The 14,429-nt window shown below is 68.0% G+C and carries 18 protein-coding genes; 9 read left to right on the top strand and 9 right to left on the bottom strand.

Annotated features, from left to right (window positions below; all coding sequences use genetic code 11):
• Positions 1 to 19: 19 nt before the first annotated feature.
• Positions 20 to 730, top strand: a complete 711-nt coding sequence (gene trmB / locus ACWF4Z_RS09505; RefSeq protein ID WP_452242516.1) for a tRNA (guanosine(46)-N7)-methyltransferase TrmB — start codon at positions 20 to 22, stop codon at positions 728 to 730.
• Here the strand turns inward: trmB and ACWF4Z_RS09500 are convergent.
• On the bottom strand, positions 711 to 3,326 hold the full coding sequence (locus tag ACWF4Z_RS09500) for a family 78 glycoside hydrolase catalytic domain (RefSeq protein WP_452242515.1): 2,616 nt from the start codon (positions 3,324 to 3,326) through the stop codon (positions 711 to 713). The two genes, trmB and ACWF4Z_RS09500, sit on opposite strands and share 20 nt — an antisense overlap.
• A gap of 177 nt (positions 3,327 to 3,503) precedes the next feature.
• On the opposite strand from ACWF4Z_RS09500, the gene ACWF4Z_RS09495 reads away from it, so the two are divergent.
• The 5 genes from ACWF4Z_RS09495 to ACWF4Z_RS09475 all read left to right on the top strand — a co-directional run bounded on the left by ACWF4Z_RS09495 (position 3,504) and on the right by ACWF4Z_RS09475 (position 6,809).
• Positions 3,504 to 3,602, top strand: coding sequence for a putative leader peptide (locus tag ACWF4Z_RS09495; protein ID WP_452242514.1), 99 nt, complete (start codon positions 3,504 to 3,506; stop codon positions 3,600 to 3,602).
• Between the two features lie 76 nt (positions 3,603 to 3,678).
• The gene (locus ACWF4Z_RS09490) at positions 3,679 to 4,746 is read left to right on the top strand and encodes an ABC transporter substrate-binding protein (RefSeq protein WP_452242513.1); all 1,068 of its coding nucleotides are present in this window, start codon (positions 3,679 to 3,681) and stop codon (positions 4,744 to 4,746) included.
• A gap of 13 nt (positions 4,747 to 4,759) precedes the next feature.
• Complete coding sequence (locus ACWF4Z_RS09485) at positions 4,760 to 5,554, top strand: ABC transporter ATP-binding protein (RefSeq protein WP_452242512.1); 795 nt, start codon at positions 4,760 to 4,762, stop codon at positions 5,552 to 5,554.
• Positions 5,544 to 6,434: an ABC transporter permease gene (locus tag ACWF4Z_RS09480; protein ID WP_452242511.1), complete on the top strand. Its 891-nt coding sequence runs from the start codon at positions 5,544 to 5,546 to the stop codon at positions 6,432 to 6,434. The genes ACWF4Z_RS09485 and ACWF4Z_RS09480 overlap by 11 nt, the downstream gene beginning before the upstream one ends.
• Positions 6,435 to 6,449: 15 nt before the next feature.
• The gene (locus ACWF4Z_RS09475) at positions 6,450 to 6,809 is read left to right on the top strand and encodes a PLD nuclease N-terminal domain-containing protein (RefSeq protein WP_452242510.1); all 360 of its coding nucleotides are present in this window, start codon (positions 6,450 to 6,452) and stop codon (positions 6,807 to 6,809) included.
• 6 nt (positions 6,810 to 6,815) lie between these two features.
• Here ACWF4Z_RS09475 and ACWF4Z_RS09470 read toward each other — a convergent pair whose 3' ends face one another.
• The 5 genes from ACWF4Z_RS09470 to ACWF4Z_RS09450 form a co-directional block, all read right to left on the bottom strand.
• Positions 6,816 to 7,109, bottom strand: a complete 294-nt coding sequence (locus tag ACWF4Z_RS09470) for a WhiB family transcriptional regulator (RefSeq protein ID WP_452242509.1) — start codon at positions 7,107 to 7,109, stop codon at positions 6,816 to 6,818.
• Positions 7,110 to 7,296: 187 nt separating this feature from the next.
• Positions 7,297 to 7,662: a fluoride efflux transporter CrcB gene (gene crcB / locus ACWF4Z_RS09465; protein WP_452242508.1), complete on the bottom strand. Its 366-nt coding sequence runs from the start codon at positions 7,660 to 7,662 to the stop codon at positions 7,297 to 7,299.
• Positions 7,659 to 8,051, bottom strand: a complete 393-nt coding sequence (gene crcB / locus ACWF4Z_RS09460; RefSeq protein ID WP_452242507.1) for a fluoride efflux transporter CrcB — start codon at positions 8,049 to 8,051, stop codon at positions 7,659 to 7,661. The genes crcB (ACWF4Z_RS09465) and crcB (ACWF4Z_RS09460) overlap by 4 nt, the downstream gene beginning before the upstream one ends.
• Complete coding sequence (locus ACWF4Z_RS09455) at positions 8,044 to 8,598, bottom strand: histidine phosphatase family protein (RefSeq protein ID WP_452242506.1); 555 nt, start codon at positions 8,596 to 8,598, stop codon at positions 8,044 to 8,046. The genes crcB (ACWF4Z_RS09460) and ACWF4Z_RS09455 overlap by 8 nt, the downstream gene beginning before the upstream one ends.
• A 3-nt stretch (positions 8,599 to 8,601) precedes the next feature.
• On the bottom strand, positions 8,602 to 8,967 hold the full coding sequence (locus ACWF4Z_RS09450) for a hypothetical protein (protein ID WP_452242505.1): 366 nt from the start codon (positions 8,965 to 8,967) through the stop codon (positions 8,602 to 8,604).
• A 326-nt stretch (positions 8,968 to 9,293) separates the two neighbouring features.
• Between ACWF4Z_RS09450 and ACWF4Z_RS09445 the strand changes: the two genes are divergently transcribed.
• Entirely contained in the window at positions 9,294 to 10,373 is a 1,080-nt protein-coding gene (locus ACWF4Z_RS09445; RefSeq protein WP_452242504.1) for a 3-deoxy-7-phosphoheptulonate synthase, read from the top strand.
• A gap of 16 nt (positions 10,374 to 10,389) precedes the next feature.
• On the opposite strand, the gene ybaK is transcribed toward ACWF4Z_RS09445, so the two are convergent.
• Both ybaK and ACWF4Z_RS09435 read right to left on the bottom strand, forming a co-directional pair.
• Positions 10,390 to 10,878: a Cys-tRNA(Pro) deacylase gene (ybaK, locus tag ACWF4Z_RS09440; RefSeq protein ID WP_452242503.1), complete on the bottom strand. Its 489-nt coding sequence runs from the start codon at positions 10,876 to 10,878 to the stop codon at positions 10,390 to 10,392.
• The gene (locus tag ACWF4Z_RS09435; RefSeq protein WP_452242502.1) at positions 10,865 to 11,551 is read right to left on the bottom strand and encodes a helix-turn-helix transcriptional regulator; all 687 of its coding nucleotides are present in this window, start codon (positions 11,549 to 11,551) and stop codon (positions 10,865 to 10,867) included. The genes ybaK and ACWF4Z_RS09435 overlap by 14 nt, the downstream gene beginning before the upstream one ends.
• A gap of 75 nt (positions 11,552 to 11,626) precedes the next feature.
• Between ACWF4Z_RS09435 and folE the strand changes: the two genes are divergently transcribed.
• On the top strand, positions 11,627 to 12,250 hold the full coding sequence (gene folE / locus ACWF4Z_RS09430; protein ID WP_452242501.1) for a GTP cyclohydrolase I FolE: 624 nt from the start codon (positions 11,627 to 11,629) through the stop codon (positions 12,248 to 12,250).
• A gap of 30 nt (positions 12,251 to 12,280) precedes the next feature.
• Here folE and ACWF4Z_RS09425 read toward each other — a convergent pair whose 3' ends face one another.
• Positions 12,281 to 12,604, bottom strand: coding sequence for a hypothetical protein (locus tag ACWF4Z_RS09425; protein ID WP_452242500.1), 324 nt, complete (start codon positions 12,602 to 12,604; stop codon positions 12,281 to 12,283).
• Positions 12,605 to 12,919: 315 nt separating this feature from the next.
• Between ACWF4Z_RS09425 and ACWF4Z_RS09420 the strand changes: the two genes are divergently transcribed.
• On the top strand, positions 12,920 to 14,429 hold a 1,510-nt coding region (locus ACWF4Z_RS09420), incomplete at its 3' end, for a 3' terminal RNA ribose 2'-O-methyltransferase Hen1 (protein ID WP_452242499.1).

Here is a 14,429-nt window from a genome sequence, read left to right as displayed (position 1 = left end):
AACCAATAGACTTCCGCTGGTGGATGCAGTGGATCAGGTGCGGCAGGAAGGTGTGTTCAGCCACGTCCGGCGGAGCGTGCGGATGACGGTTGGGCAGAAGCGCGTCTGGGCGACTCACTGGTCCGAGCTCGGCCGCAGGCTCGAGGAGTTGCCGCCGGGCGCGATCGATCTGACCGCCTGGTTCGGGCGGGAAGCGCCGACGGTGCTGGAGATCGGGTCCGGGATGGGTGACGCCACGGCCCAGCTGGCGGTGGCGATGCCGGAGCTGAACCACCTGGCCGCCGAGGTCTACCCGGCCGGGCTCGGGCAGTTGATGTTGTGGGTGGAGAAGTACGACGTCGACAACGTCCGGCTGCTGCACGGCGACGCCCTCGACTTCCTCCGCGACCACGTCGCCGCCGGCACGCTGGCCGGCGTACGGATCTACTTCCCCGACCCCTGGCCGAAGAAGCGGCATCACAAGCGACGACTCGTCACACCGGCGTTCGTCCAGCTCGTGGCGTCACGGCTCCAGTCGGGCGGGACGTTGCATCTGGCAACGGACTGGCAGGACTACGCGGACCGCATGCTCGAGATCTGCGAAGCCGAGCCGCAGTTGCGCAATGAGTACGACGGCTGGGCCCCGCGCCCCGAGTGGCGGCCGGTCACCAAGTTCGAGTCCCGGGCGCAGGCGGAAGGGCGCGAGGTCCGCGACCTGATCTACACCAAACTCACGCCGACCGACTCGTAAAGCTCCACTGCCCGGCCCCCACGGTGTAGACCGTGTAGCCGTTCTCGTACGACGCTTCGCCCGCAAACGGAGCCGGTACGGCGGTGACATCGGACGCAGCCGTGGACGGGACATGGACCTCGGCCGTCGCACCCACCGGCACCTGGATCTCCACCGAGAACACCCTGCTCCGCTTCTTCCAGCTCACGGACACAGCCCCGCGGATCGTCTCGGTCCGGATGCTCGCCGACAAAACCTCGTCCCGCGCATCCGGCCGGACCACGATCCGCTCACCGCCTGCATCCACGATTCGCAGCCCGGCGACGTTCTCGTAGATCCACTGCACGACTGTGCCCTGGAAGTAGTGGTTCCGCGACCGCGAGTCGTCCTCCCACATCTCCCACATCGTGTCCGCGCCGAGCTCGAACCAATGGCCCCAACTCGGGTACGTCCGCTGCAACGCGACCTTCGTTGCCACGTCACCGTATCCGTGCGCGGTCAGCACCGGTAGCAGTACGCCGACACCCAGGCAGCCGGTGTTGAGATGGAATCCACGCGCCTCGACGTCCGCGGCCAGGTTGGCGGCCACGCTCTCGACCAGGTCATCAGGAACAAGCCCGAACGCAAGCGGCACCGCATTCGACGTCTGCCGATAATCCGGATCATCCGCAGACCGGTACCGGCCGGCCTCGCGATCCAGGAACGCACGATTCAAGCCGTCCGCAAGCTCGAGCGCCGCCTTGCGATACTCGTTGGACTCGCCAATGATCTCGCCGATCTCCGCGGCCGCGACCAGAGCCCGATACAGGTACGCCGTCCCCGTGAGCCGCCGATCCTCGGGTGCTGGCCCCTCGCTGTACCCCGGTGGAAGCCAGTCGCCGAGCACACTCACCGACAGCCCGTCCTCGACCCGGCTCAGCTCCCACGCGAGATAGCGTGTCAGCGATTCCCAGTGCTCGCGCAGCACCCGCTCATCGCCGTACCAGCGGTACATTTCCCTTAAAAGAAAGGGATAAACAGTCGGCCATTCGGTGGCCGGGGAGAGCTCGGTGAATCCCCAGCCGCTGGACGGCACCACCACCGGGAGCTGCCCGGACACGGCCTGACTGTCCCGGATATCACCGAGCCACTTGGTGAAGAACCGCGCGAGCTCGAGCGAGGCCAGCATCGTCGGCCCACCGACCTGCGCATCACCCGTCCACCCGTTCTTCTCGTAGAACGGCGTATCGGTCGGAATCCCGTGCAGATTGCTCAGGATCGTCCGCCGCATCGCCTGGTCGAACTTCTCGTACGACGACTGTCCCGACGCGAACCGGGTCACCGACGACACGTCCGAGTGCACGACGCGCATCGCGACGTCGGCGCGGGCACCCTCGATCTGCACGTACCGGAAGCCCTTGTACGAGAACCGCGGTTCCCAGACCTCGACGCCGTTGCCGGCGGCAATGTATTCGTCCCGCTGGATCCGATCGCCCTCGACGTGCCCGTTCTCGGCCACCACGTGGCCGTCGGCAACCGTCTCGCCGTGGGTCAGGCTGATCGTCGTCCCGGCGGGTGCGGTCACGGAGATCCTGGTCCAGCCGGCTGTGGTCCGCCCGAAGTCGGCGATCCACACCCCGGGCCGAACCTCGCTCTCGTCGACGGGCTCGACGGTCTCGATCACACGGATCGGCTCGTGGGCCTGCGCCACCAGCTTGCCCTTCGGCGCGTCGACCACGGCCGCCGCCGACCACGCCGAGTCGTCGAAACCTGGCGTGTCCCAACCGGGCAGCGCGCGGCGGGCGTCGTACGTCTCGCCGGTGTAGAGGGAGTCCGAGAGGGTCGGGCCGCCGGTGATGCGCCACGAATCGTCGGTGATCACCTCGGTCGTGCGGCCGTCGTCATACTCGATCACGAGTCGGGCGATCAGGCGCGGCTCGGCGGTCCAGGGCGCCTCGTGCCAACGCCAGACGTTCTTGGAGGTCAGGCCGAAGAACCCGCGCCCGAGCTCGCCGCCGACCACGTTGTCGCCGGCCCGCAGCAGCTCGGTGACGTCGTGTGTGACGTAGAGGACCGTGCGGTCGTAGGCGGTGAAGCCTGGATCGAGCACGGCATCACTCACGGACGAGCCGTTGAGCCGGAGGTCGGCGTACCCGAGACCGCTCGCATACAACCGCGCCCGACGCACAACGCCGTCGACCGCGAACCCACGCCGCAGCAGCGGCGCACTGTCGGTGGCGCCGCCGATCCACCGCGCGTCCGCGAAACCTTCGTCAAGCAGCCCGGTCTCGAACCAGTCCGGCTCGGCCCACCCGCCGATGCGGTCCAGACCATCCCAGAGCCGCACGGTCCAGTGATAGCGCGTGCGGGGTGCGGTCGGACCGTCGTACTCGACCCCGAAGGTGCGCGCCGACTCAACGCGGCCCGAGTCCCACAGATCCGCGTTCTGCGGCGTCAGTAGCTCCGGCCTGGACGCGACCAAGATCTGGTACGCCGTCTGGGTCGCGCCGAACCCGGGTCCCTTGGCGATCCAGCTCAGCCGGGGTCTGGCCACGTCGGTGCCGAGCGGGCGAACGGCGTACTCGGTCTTGAGCGAGTGGGCGATCAGTGGACCACCAGGCGTCCAACCGTCCTGCATCGGGCGACTCCTCAGGTCGTCGGGCAGCGAAGCTCTCCACCGACCCTATGCCCAGCCCCCCCCCCGGGATCGATCAGGCGATGATCGAAAATGATCGCTTGTCTCAATAAGCGATGGGTCGTCCCACATTGTGAAACCTGAGCATGTCGCTCGACTTTGTCCGCTTTCATAGAACCTATGCAGGTCATCGCGAACGCGCCCGGCGACGCACTCACGCGTCGCCGTCACGTCGACCTGCTGCGCGTGAACTCCTCGGGCTGTCGGCCTTCGGCGTAGTACTCCGCCGTCCTGCACCTCCGCCGTACTGCTACTGGCCGTTCCCACCTCCTTCCCGACCCGCAGGAGAAGTTCCGTGCGCATCCCCAGCATCCGTCCTGTCCGCCTGCTCGCGGCCGCCTTGGTTCTGACGATCGCCGCCGCAGGCTGCTCGCGGGCCGACAACAACGAGACCCCGGCCGCATCGTCCGACAAGGGCCCGGCCACCGAGCTCCGGCTCGGCTATTTCCCGAACGTCACCCACGCCGCCGCGCTGATCGGTGTCGGCAAGGGCCTGTTCGCCAAGGAACTGGGCAGCACCAAGCTGGTGCCGAACAAGTTCAACGCCGGTCCCGAGGAAGTCGGAGCGCTGCTCGGCGGCTCGCTGGACGCAGGCTTCATCGGCTCCGGTCCCGCGATCAACGCCTACGCGAAGTCGAACGGCGAGGCGGTCCGCCTGATCGCCGGTGCGACGTCCGGTGGCGCGCAGCTGGTGGTCAAGCCGACCATCACCAAGCCCGCGGACCTGGTCGGCAAGACCGTCGTCACCCCGCAGCTCGGCAACACCCAGGACGTCTCGCTGAAGAAGTGGCTGGCCCAGAACAACCTGACCGGCAAGGTCAAGGTGACCAACCTGGAGAACGCCCAGACCCTGGACTCCTTCAAGAAGGGCGATATCGACGCCGCCTGGCTGCCGGAGCCGTGGTCGTCGCGGCTCGTCCTCGACGCGGGCGCGAAGGTGCTGCTGGACGAGGCGTCGCTGTGGCCGGAGGGCAAGTTCCCGACCACGGTGCTGATCGTGCGGACCCAGTTCCTGCAGGAGCACCCGGCGACGGTGAAGGCGCTGCTGACCGGCTTGCTCGCGTCGATCGACTTCGCGAACACCGACAAGGCCGCGGCCGAGACCGTGGTGAACGACCAGCTCAAGGCGGCGACCGGCAAGGCGCTCGCGCCGGCCGTGATCGATCGCGCGTTCAAGAACATCCAGCTGACCGACGACCCGCTCGCCGCGACGTTCCCGCAACTCGCCAAGGACCAGGTGACCGCCGGCATCGCCAAGCAGGCGCCCACCGTGGCCGGATTCGCGGACCTCGGCCCGTTGAACGACGTACTGAGCAAGGCAGGCAAGCCGGCGGTCGACGCGGCCGGTCTGGACACGAAGTAAGAGGGAGGCAGCCATGACCGCGACCGTCGTACCCGATCGAACCGTGACCGACAGCCGGGTGACCCCGGTGCGATTTCACCAAGTAGGTAAGGCTTTCGGGGCCGGCAGGAAGGCGGTCGTGGCGCTGGACGGCGTCGAGCTGGAGGTCAAGGCCGGCGAGTTCGTCTGCCTGCTCGGCGCTTCCGGGTGTGGCAAGACGACGCTGCTCAACCTGGTCGCCGGACTTGACCAGCCCACCAGCGGCAGCATCGAGGTGAACTCGTCCCGGCCGGCCGTGGTGTTCCAGGAGCCTGCGCTGATGCCATGGCTGACGGCGTCCGGGAACGTCGAGCTGCCGCTGCGGATGGCCGGCGTACCGAAGTCGCAGCGGCGGGCGAAGGCTGCCGAGCTGCTCGAGTTGGTGAGGCTGGCGGGACTGGGTGACAAGCGTCCGCACGAGTTGTCCGGTGGCATGCGGCAGCGCGTGGCGTTGGCGCGGGCGCTTGCCTCGACGACGGACAACACCGGCTCGGGTGCGGACAAGCCGTCCTTGTTGCTGATGGACGAGCCGTTCTCCGCGTTGGATGCGATCACCCGGGATGTGTTGCAGGGTGAGCTACTGCGGATCTGGCGTGCGACCGGTACGGCGATTCTGTTCGTGACGCACGACGTTCGCGAGGCCGTTCGGCTCGGGCAGCGCGTCGTCTTGCTGTCGTCGCGACCCGGCCGGGTCGTGCGGCAGTGGGACGTCGACAAGCTGCCCGAGGCCGACGCGGTGGACGAGATCAATGCCGCGCTGCGGAAGGTGATCAGCAGTCATGCCGCCTGAACAGGCCCTGGCTGAAGGCCCAGTCGAAGGTTCCGTCGAAGCCGGGCTGGATGCTCTCGACACCCCGGTCGTCACCGCGGAAGGCTCGCGGGCGCGGCGGATCGCCGCCAGGGTGCTACCGCCGATCGGCGCGATCGTGCTGCTCCTCGTGGTGTGGCAGCTCCTGTGGGCGGCGGCGTTCTGGCCCGAGTTCAAGCTGCCGGCACCGGTCGACGTCTGGAACCAGATCTGGCAGCTGGTGACGTCCGGCAAGATCGTCGAGCTGTTCTGGGTCTCGGTGCACCGGGCCGTGATCGGCTTCGCGATCTCGCTCGTCATCGCCGTACCGCTGGGGTTGGCGATCGCCAACTTCCAGGTCGTACGGCGGGGGATCGGCCCGTTGGTGTCGGGCCTTCAGAGCCTGCCGTCGGTGGCCTGGGTACCGGCCGCGATCCTGTGGTTCGGGTTGAACGACCGAGCCATCTACTGGGTCGTGCTGCTCGGCGCGGTGCCGTCGATCGCGAACGGTCTGGTCTCCGGACTGGATCAGGTCCCGCCGATCCTGCCGCGGGTCGGCAAGGCGCTGGGGGCCGGCTGGCTGAGCGGGATCCGGTACATCCTGCTGCCGGCCGCGCTGCCCGGATTCCTCGGCGGACTCAAGCAGGGTTGGGCGTTCTCGTGGCGGTCGCTGATGGCGGCCGAGCTGATCGCGACCTCACCCGAGCTCGGTGAGGGCCTCGGACAGTACCTGCACAACGGGATGTCCTTGTCGGACATCACGATGGTGTTCGCCGGCATCCTGCTGATCTTCGTGGTCGGCGTCGGCATCGAGCTGCTGGTGTTCCGCCCCCTGGAGAACTCGGTCCTGAGGGCGCGTGGCCTCACCGCATCGGCCCGCTAGCCGTACTGTGGGTACGTGGTTCGATTTCTGCCGTTCCTGATCAGCTTGGTCCTCAGCGTCTACGCACTGTTCTCCTGCATCCAGACGCCTGACGACGAGGTGCCATACCTGCCCAAGCTGGTGTGGATCGTCCTCATCGTCTTCGTCCCGTTCGTCGGGCCGATCGTCTGGCTGCTGATGTCGCGGACCCAGAACGGGCGCGCGGAGGCCGTCGTACGGCGTCCGTCGGCGCCACCGTCGCGCCCGGTCGCACCCGACGACGATCCGGACTTCCTCAAGTCACTGGACCGGTACCGGGACCCGCGCACGACGATGAAGCCGCCCGAGCCCGAAGACCCGGACGACGACACCGACGACAACAAAAGGGCTGAGTAGGAGCTCCTACGCCGACTTTCGGTGCTCGGGGAGGATGGCGTTGTCGCGTTCGGATTCCGTGGTGCCGCCCCAGACGCCGTACGGCTCACCGACAGACAGCGCGTGCTGCCGGCACTCGGGCTGGACCGGGCAGGTACCGCAGAGCGACTTGGCCACCATCTCGCGCGCGCGTTTACGAACGCCACGCTCCGATTCGGGGGAGAAGAACAGCTCCGGGTTGACGTCGCGGCACGCGGCCTGCGACTGCCAGTCCCACAGATCCATGAGCGGGCGGGGTAGGCGAGGCATCCCTCTCGACATGGCAACCTCCTTGACTCACCGTGAGCGCGGACGGGCGCTCGGTGAAAACTATGCTCAACTCACAGCGAGTTCAACCCTTGTTGTCTCGAACTTCGGTCCATTCGTTATCGGGACGGACCGTCGCAGGCGGTGATGAAGGATTTTCACGCGGGAGCTGTGTTCACGTCATCACCTGGTGTGACATGAGTCACGTGCTGATCCAGACGCCGAGAACGGCCGCGAGCAGTCCGAATCCGAGATTCAGCACGACGTTGAGTACCGCTTTGCGGTGATGTCCGGAACTGGCCAGCGCCGTCGTCTCGGCAGCGAAGGTGCTGTACGTCGTGAACGCGCCGCAGAACCCCGTCCCGATGAGCAAAACGAGCGTGTGATTGCTGACCCCGGCCAGCAGTCCGAGCACGAAGCTCCCGAGAATGTTGACGCTGAAGGTTCCCCAGGGCAACGGCGTCTCGATGCGGGTGCCGAGCAACAACCGCGCCACCAAGTGCTTGTCCACCAGGAAACGCAGGGGTGCGCCGACCGCCGCGCCGAGTGCGACCCAGACAACGTTCATCGGCGGTGCCGGATCTTTGGCCCGACCCATTCGCCGATGAATGCCGCGAGCAACGCTGCGGCGATCGTGCAGAAGTAGTAGGCAATGGCAACAACCATCTGCACGTGCAGCAGTCGCTCGGTCTCGACGGCGAACGTCGAGAAGGTCGTGAACCCACCGAGGATGCCGGTGCCGAGAAACGGCCGGAGCAACGGATGCGATCGCGGCGTCAGCCGAGCCAGCAGCACACCGATCGCGAAACAGCCCAGCACGTTCGTGGCGAAGGTGGCCCAGGGAAATCCATCCGCCTGATGCGGGAACGCCTCAGCGAGCCCATAGCGGGCCAGTGAGCCGATCACGCCGCCAAGCGCGACAACGCTCAGTACGCGGGGTAGTCCAGTCTCAGACATCGTCCGCAGGATCGTAGCGGTAGTACTCGTGCGCGCCGTGCGCCGTGTCCTTCTCGCCGGTCAGCGCCCGGATCACCATCGCGTGCGTAATCGCCAGCACCGGCCCGTCCGTACTCGCGGTGTGCCGGGCCAAGGCCGCGCGAGCCCGCTCGCGGACCTGTGACAGTGGCTCCCACGGTCGCTGGATGCCGTCCGGCCACTCGCCGTCGTACGCCTCGAACTCGGCCTGCGCGGCCCGTACGTCGGCCGCTCCGCGCCACGACCCGGTGTGATCCGGCAGCCAGTCGCGCAGGTCGTGGTCGACGCGAACGCCGAGCGCGAGCCGGTGGCCGATGATCGCGGCACTGTGCAGCGCCCGCGTGAACGGCGAGCTGACCAGGTACGTCGCTCCGACGCCACTGAGCACGTCCGCGAGCTCCTCGGCCTGCTTCGTACCGAGGACGGTGAGAGGGGCGGAGTCGGCCGCGGCCCCGGGCCAACCCCGGGAATCGATCGGCTCGTAGTCCGGCTCACCGTGCCGGACCAGGTAAATCTGCGTCACGGGCATGTTCTACCTGAGATGTCGGGCACCCGCCCATCCCTTGGCCCCGGTGGTCGCGCTGGTGGTACCGATATGGCCGGGCGGGACGGGCTCGGTGAGGGCGGTTGGTGGGCGGACCTGATGCAGGTCGTCGAAGAGGTGGTCGATCGGTGGAGGTTGGACCTCGATCCACCGGACCTCGGTGGATCCCTGATGTCCGTGCACGGCGAGCACCGAGTCGAGATCCGGCCAGACCGCGGTCGCCGGGTTGTCGCCGCGCCAGCGCAGCGCCACCGACCCGTCGCTGAACTCGCAGCCCTCGGCAACCACTCCGGTCCCTGACACCCCACTCGGATCCCGGTATCGAACCAACTCGAAGGTCCGTGGCCTCACCACCGTGCCGCACTCCTTGCTGTCTCGACCCGTCCTGCAGCGCTGTCTTGCAGCGCTCAACGAGTGCGGACCACCTGCGGTTACTGACCACGCTGAGCGACCACCGTGAGCTACGGCTGCCGTCCGAGTGCTATCGTCGTTCTCGTGAAGCGCAGCTATTGGCGATTTTTTGAGTGGCCGGCCCTGGTGCCGGGCAGCTCAGCCGATCGCTGACGCCCAACCAACCAGAGCCGGCTCGAAGACAAGGACACCGTCCTTGTCTTTTTTGTTCCCACAGCCGGCTGTCTGCGACCATCCGCGGGCCTGTCCGGCGGAAAGGTCTCCAGACCATGAACACCCTTCCTCAGCAGACCGGCCAGGCCGCCGTCGTCGACCGACGGATCGAGAAGACCGTCCCGCTGATCACGCCGCTCGCGCTGCACGGCGAGCTGCCGCTGAGCGACACCCTGGCCCGGACCGTCGTCGACGGTCGCCAGGCAGTTGCCGACGTACTCAACGGCGTCGACGACCGGCTCCTGGTCGTCGTCGGTCCGTGCTCGGTCCACGACGCGAAGGCGGCCCTCGAGTACGCCGAACGCCTCCGGCCGGTCGCCGAGCGACTGTCCGACGGACTGCTCGTGGTGATGCGCGTGTACTTCGAGAAGCCGCGGTCGACGCTTGGCTGGAAGGGCCTCATCAACGACCCGGGTTTGGACGGCTCCGGCGATGTGAACCGCGGCCTGCGGATCGCCCGGCAGCTCCTCCTGCAGGTGACCGAGCTGGGCCTGCCGGTCGGTTGCGAGTTCCTCGACCCGATCACGCCGCAGTACATCGCCGATACCGTCGGGTGGGGTGCGATCGGCGCACGTACGGTCGAGAGCCAGGTGCACCGGCAGTTGTCGTCCGGCCTGTCGATGCCGATCGGCATGAAGAACCGCCCGGACGGATCGATCGGTACGGCGGTCGATGCGATCAAGGCCGCCGCCGTACCGCATGTCTTCACCGGTATCGACCACGACGGTGCGCCCGCGATCCTGCACACCCGCGGCAACCCGGACTGCCACCTGGTCCTGCGCGGCTCCGACAGCGGCCCGAACTACGACGAGGTATCGGTCGCCGGCGCGCAGGAGCTGCTGCAGAAGGCTGGCCTCCCGCAGCGGGTCGTCATCGACGCCAGCCACGGCAACAGCCGCAAGGATCACCACCGGCAGCCCGTCGTCGCCGCAGAGATCGGCGCACAGGTCGCGGCGGGCAACCCCGCGATCGTCGGCGTGATGCTGGAGTCGTTCCTGGTCGAGGGCCGCCAGGAACTCGACCCGACCCACGAGCTCACCTACGGGCAGTCCATCACCGACGCCTGCATGGGCTGGGACACGACAGTGGAGACCCTCGAGAACCTCCGCGCCGCAGCAATCACTCGCCGCGGATAGCCGTTCACCCGAAGGGCTACCGGGCGATCGCTGCGGTGCGGGCGTTGGTGACGGTGATGAGGTCGGTGGGGGAGAGGCCGATGTCCAGGCCGCGGCGGCCGCCGGAGACGTAGACCTTGGGGTGGGCGGTGGCCGTGCTGTCGACCACGGTCGGCAGCGCGCGCTTCTGGCCGATCGGGCTGATGCCGCCGACGACGTAGCCGGTGGTCCGTTCAGCGGCGGCGGGGTCGGCCATCACCGCCTTCTTCCCGCCGGACGCGGCGGCGATCGCCTTCAGGTCGAGCTGCTTGTCGACCGGCAGCACGCCAACCGTCAGCTTGCCGTCGACCTCGACCAGCAAGGTCTTGAAGACCTGCTCCGGCGCCAACCCGAGCGCCTCGGCCGCTTCCAGCCCGTACGACTTCGCCGCCGGGTAGTGCTCGTACGCGTGCGTGCTGAACTCGACCTTCGCCTTCGTCAACGCGACCGTCGCCGGCGTCCCTTGGCTCTGCTTAGCTTTCGCCACCCGCTGAGTTTAGGGTCGCCGGTACGAGCCGGACGCAGCAGTGGCCGGGAGACGAGGCGAGCTGGGCTTCGTAAGGGCTTCCGAGAGCGTCGACGAGTCCCGCGACCAGATGCAGGTTCATGCCGCAGACGAGTTGGGGCTGTTCGCTGGCGATCCGCCGGAACGGGCAGTTGGCCAGACCAATCCCGTCCGTGCCGGGTCGCGGCTCGAAGCCGTGGGTGGTCAGGATCTCGACCAGCGACGCGTCGCCGGCGGCGCGGCCGATCGCCTCGCCGTAGGCATGGGCCTGCCGGTTGGCGGCTTCGCGAGGGGACGTCCCGGCTGCCTCGGCGTCCGCGATCGCGGCGGCGAGTAAGCGGCCGGCGACGGCGTACTGGCGTTCTGGGAGAGTGATCTCAATTTCGCGGTCGGAGCGGTGGTAGAGCTTCGCGGGCCGACCCGCACCGGGGCCGGTGCGGCCGGATCGGCGCTCGTAGCAGGTGTCGAGCAGCCCTTCCTCGGTCAGCTTGTCGAGGTGGAACGCAGCCGTCGTCCGCGGGATCCCCAGGGCCTGAGCGGCGTCGTCCCGGCTCACCGGCTCGGACCGGCCGACGACGTACTCGTAGAGGCGCCGGCGGGTTGGCTCCTCCAGCACTGCGACCGCCTGAACTCGCGCGCGCCAGGGAATGTCCACGGGATGATTCTATCGACAACATCAGTTGGTCTAACAGTATGATGTGGCTTCGTTGAACTTTCAGGGAGTGTGCAGATGGCGATCTCGGCAGATCTCGAGTCTGTGTTCGATACGAGTCCGCTCCACGTCGTCCCCGGCCGCGCGGAGATCGACGTACCGGCGGCTGAGCGCGCGGTCGCGGACCTGCTGGTCGCGCTCGGCCGGGACCCGCACAGCGTGCACCTGGCCGACACCCCGCGCCGGGTGGCGCATGCCTACGCGGAGATGCTCACGCCCCGCGAGTTCGAGCTGACGACGTTCCCGAACGACGAGGGGTACGACGAGCTCGTGCTGGCCAAGGACATTCCGGTGCAGTCGCTGTGTGAGCACCACATGCTGCCGTTCACCGGGGTCGCCCACGTCGGGTACCTGCCGGGGAAGCGGATCCTCGGGCTCTCGAAGCTGGCTCGGGTGGTGGAGCTGTTCGCGCGTGATCTCCAGGTACAGGAGCGGCTGACCAAGCAGGTCGCCGACTGGCTCCAGGACCACCTGGACCCGAAGGGTGTCGGCGTCGTGATCGAGGCCGAGCACCAGTGCATGTCGCTGCGCGGTGTCCGTGCGATCGGCTCCCGCACGGTGACGTCGTCGCTGCAGGGCGTGCTTCGCGACAGCCCGAGCTCACGCCAGGAGTTCTTCGCGCTGACCGGCCTCACCCCGTAGTTACGGCGGTCAGGCGAAGGGGTTCAGCACCTAGGCGGAAGCTGCCGCCGGTGCATGGTGATGGGTGTGCCGGCCGGTGGCCAGGATGTGCGCGACCTCGCCCGGGAGCAGGTCGGTGCCGGGGACCGGTTCCATCTCGGAGACGTCGAGCCAGCGGACGACGGTGGCGCCGCAGTGGCCGTGGACGGCGAGGATGGAATCGAGGTCCGGCCAGACGGCCGTGGACGGGTTGGCGCCGTGCCAGCGCAACGCGACCGAGCCGTCGGTGAAGACGCAGCCTTCGGCGACGATGCCCGTGCCGGAGACTCCGCTGATGTCGGTGTAGCGCAGTAGTTCGAACGTCTGAGGTTTCACCGCTGGACCTCGCCCGTTGCGCGCGATCTGTCCTGCCGTACGTCGTGTGAATGGCTTGGGAGAGCTGCCATGGTCCTTTCCCCGTAGTCGGCGTGGGTGGGCGCTCGCCACAAACCGGGGACAATACCGACTGTCAGCGGGGAAGGACGGTCTGTAGCGACTCATCTTCTCACCACAAGCTAGAGCCAAATTGGGTGCACGCGCCAGAGCCCACGCAGCGTGTCTCAATCCTCGACCTCTTTCCAGCTCCCGAACTCCTGACAAAGCAGGGCAATTCGGTGGGGTTGTGGACGCGTGCCGTGGTCGAATACGTCAGTGTTCCTGACAGTTGCCACCGACCTGGCCGGAGTCGACGCGCCCGCGAGCGATTTCGGGTTCCTGCTGCACAAGAACCCGGCGCGACCGCAGGCGATCGAGGTCACCGGCGGCTCGGCGCACGTCTTCTACCCCGAGGCGACCGACGAGCGGTGTACGGCGGCTGTCCTGCTCGAGATCGACCCGATCGGATTGGTACGGTCCGGACGCGGGAAGGCGCAGGAAGGTTTCACGCTCGGGCAGTACGTGAACGACCGTCCGTACGCGGCGTCCAGCTTGCTCGCGGTCGCGCTCGGCAAGCTCTTCCGTACGGCGATGAACGGGCGCTGTGACGCCCGTCCGGAGCTGGCGGCCCGGGCGATCCCGCTCGAGATCCACGTGCCGGCGCTCCCGTGCAGCGGCGGCGCCGAGCTGGCCGAGCGTCTCTTCGCACCGCTCGGCTGGACCGTCGACGCGCGTCCGGTGCCGCTCGATCCCGAGATCCCGGCGTGGGGTTGGTCGCGGTACGTCGATCTGCGGTTGACCGGCGTACTCCGGCTGGCCGATGCGCTCAATCATCTTTACGTGATGCTTCCGGTGCTTGACGATGCCAAGCACTATTGGGTCGGCTCCGACGAGGTGGACAAACTGGTTCGCGCCGGCACGGGGTGGCTCGGCGCGCATCCTGAGAAGGATCTGATCTCGCACCGCTATCTGGCGCATCGGCGTTATCTCGCCGACTCCGCGCTGGAGCGCCTTGCCGAGGTGGATGGTATGGAGGTCGCAGCGGAGTCGCTGTCCGAGGAGGGCGGTCCGGAGCCGCTCGCGGTCGTTCGTCGTACGGCGGTCGCTGGCGTACTGCGGGAGCTCGGCGCGCGGCGGATCGCGGACCTCGGGTGTGGTGAGGGTGCGCTGGTGGGCGAGTTGCTGAAGGACCCGATGGTCGGCGAGCTGATCGCGGCCGATGTCTCGGCTCGTGCGCTGATCGCGGCGAAGCGGCGGCTGCACTACGACGACCTCCCGGATCGCCAGCGCGATCGGCTCCGCTTCCTGCAGTCGTCGGTCACGTACGCCGACCAGCGTCTGGCCGGCCTGGATGCGGTCGTCCTGATGGAGGTCATCGAACACGTCGACCCACCACGCCTGCCCGCGCTGGCCCACTCCGTCTTCCACGCCGCCCACCCCGGAGCCGTCATCGTCACCACCCCGAACGCCGACTACAACGTCCGCTTCCCGTCCCTTCCCGCCGGCACCTACCGCCACCCTGACCACCGCTTCGAATGGACCCGCCCCGAATTCCAGACGTGGTGCCACGAAACCGCCGCCCGCTACGGCTACAGCGTCGAGTTCCGCCCAGTAGGCCCCGAGGACGCCACCGCTCCGGCAGGTGCCGTCAGCGTCGGTGCGCCCACACAGCTGGCGTTGTTCACTCTCATCCCCGCCGAGGGGGGCGGGCCCCCCCGCGCGCGGGGGGGGGCCCGCGGGGGGGGGGGGCGTGGGGGCGGCACGAAACCACCCACGGGGTTGGGTT

The organism is Kribbella sp. NPDC055071 (genome assembly GCF_053608045.1).
The sequence above is the reverse complement of the archived record's forward strand: the minus strand, read 5'-3'. Positions and strand labels throughout refer to the sequence as shown.

What these genes read in the sequence shown, in the direction of transcription:
- ACWF4Z_RS09480 (WP_452242511.1), top strand. Translation starts at nt 5,544, where the DNA reads ATGCCGCCTGAACAGGCCCTGGCTGAAGGCCCAGTCGAAGGTTCCGTC.
- ACWF4Z_RS09445 (WP_452242504.1), top strand. Translation starts at nt 9,294, where the DNA reads ATGAACACCCTTCCTCAGCAGACCGGCCAGGCCGCCGTCGTCGACCGA.
- ACWF4Z_RS09485 (WP_452242512.1), top strand. Translation starts at nt 4,760, where the DNA reads ATGACCGCGACCGTCGTACCCGATCGAACCGTGACCGACAGCCGGGTG.
- ACWF4Z_RS09500 (WP_452242515.1), bottom strand. Translation starts at nt 3,326, where the DNA reads ATGCAGGACGGTTGGACGCCTGGTGGTCCACTGATCGCCCACTCGCTC.
- ACWF4Z_RS09470 (WP_452242509.1), bottom strand. Translation starts at nt 7,109, where the DNA reads ATGTCGAGAGGGATGCCTCGCCTACCCCGCCCGCTCATGGATCTGTGG.
- crcB (WP_452242508.1), bottom strand. Translation starts at nt 7,662, where the DNA reads ATGAACGTTGTCTGGGTCGCACTCGGCGCGGCGGTCGGCGCACCCCTG.
- ACWF4Z_RS09495 (WP_452242514.1), top strand. Translation starts at nt 3,504, where the DNA reads ATGCAGGTCATCGCGAACGCGCCCGGCGACGCACTCACGCGTCGCCGT.
- folE (WP_452242501.1), top strand. Translation starts at nt 11,627, where the DNA reads ATGGCGATCTCGGCAGATCTCGAGTCTGTGTTCGATACGAGTCCGCTC.
- ACWF4Z_RS09455 (WP_452242506.1), bottom strand. Translation starts at nt 8,598, where the DNA reads ATGCCCGTGACGCAGATTTACCTGGTCCGGCACGGTGAGCCGGACTAC.
- crcB (WP_452242507.1), bottom strand. Translation starts at nt 8,051, where the DNA reads ATGTCTGAGACTGGACTACCCCGCGTACTGAGCGTTGTCGCGCTTGGC.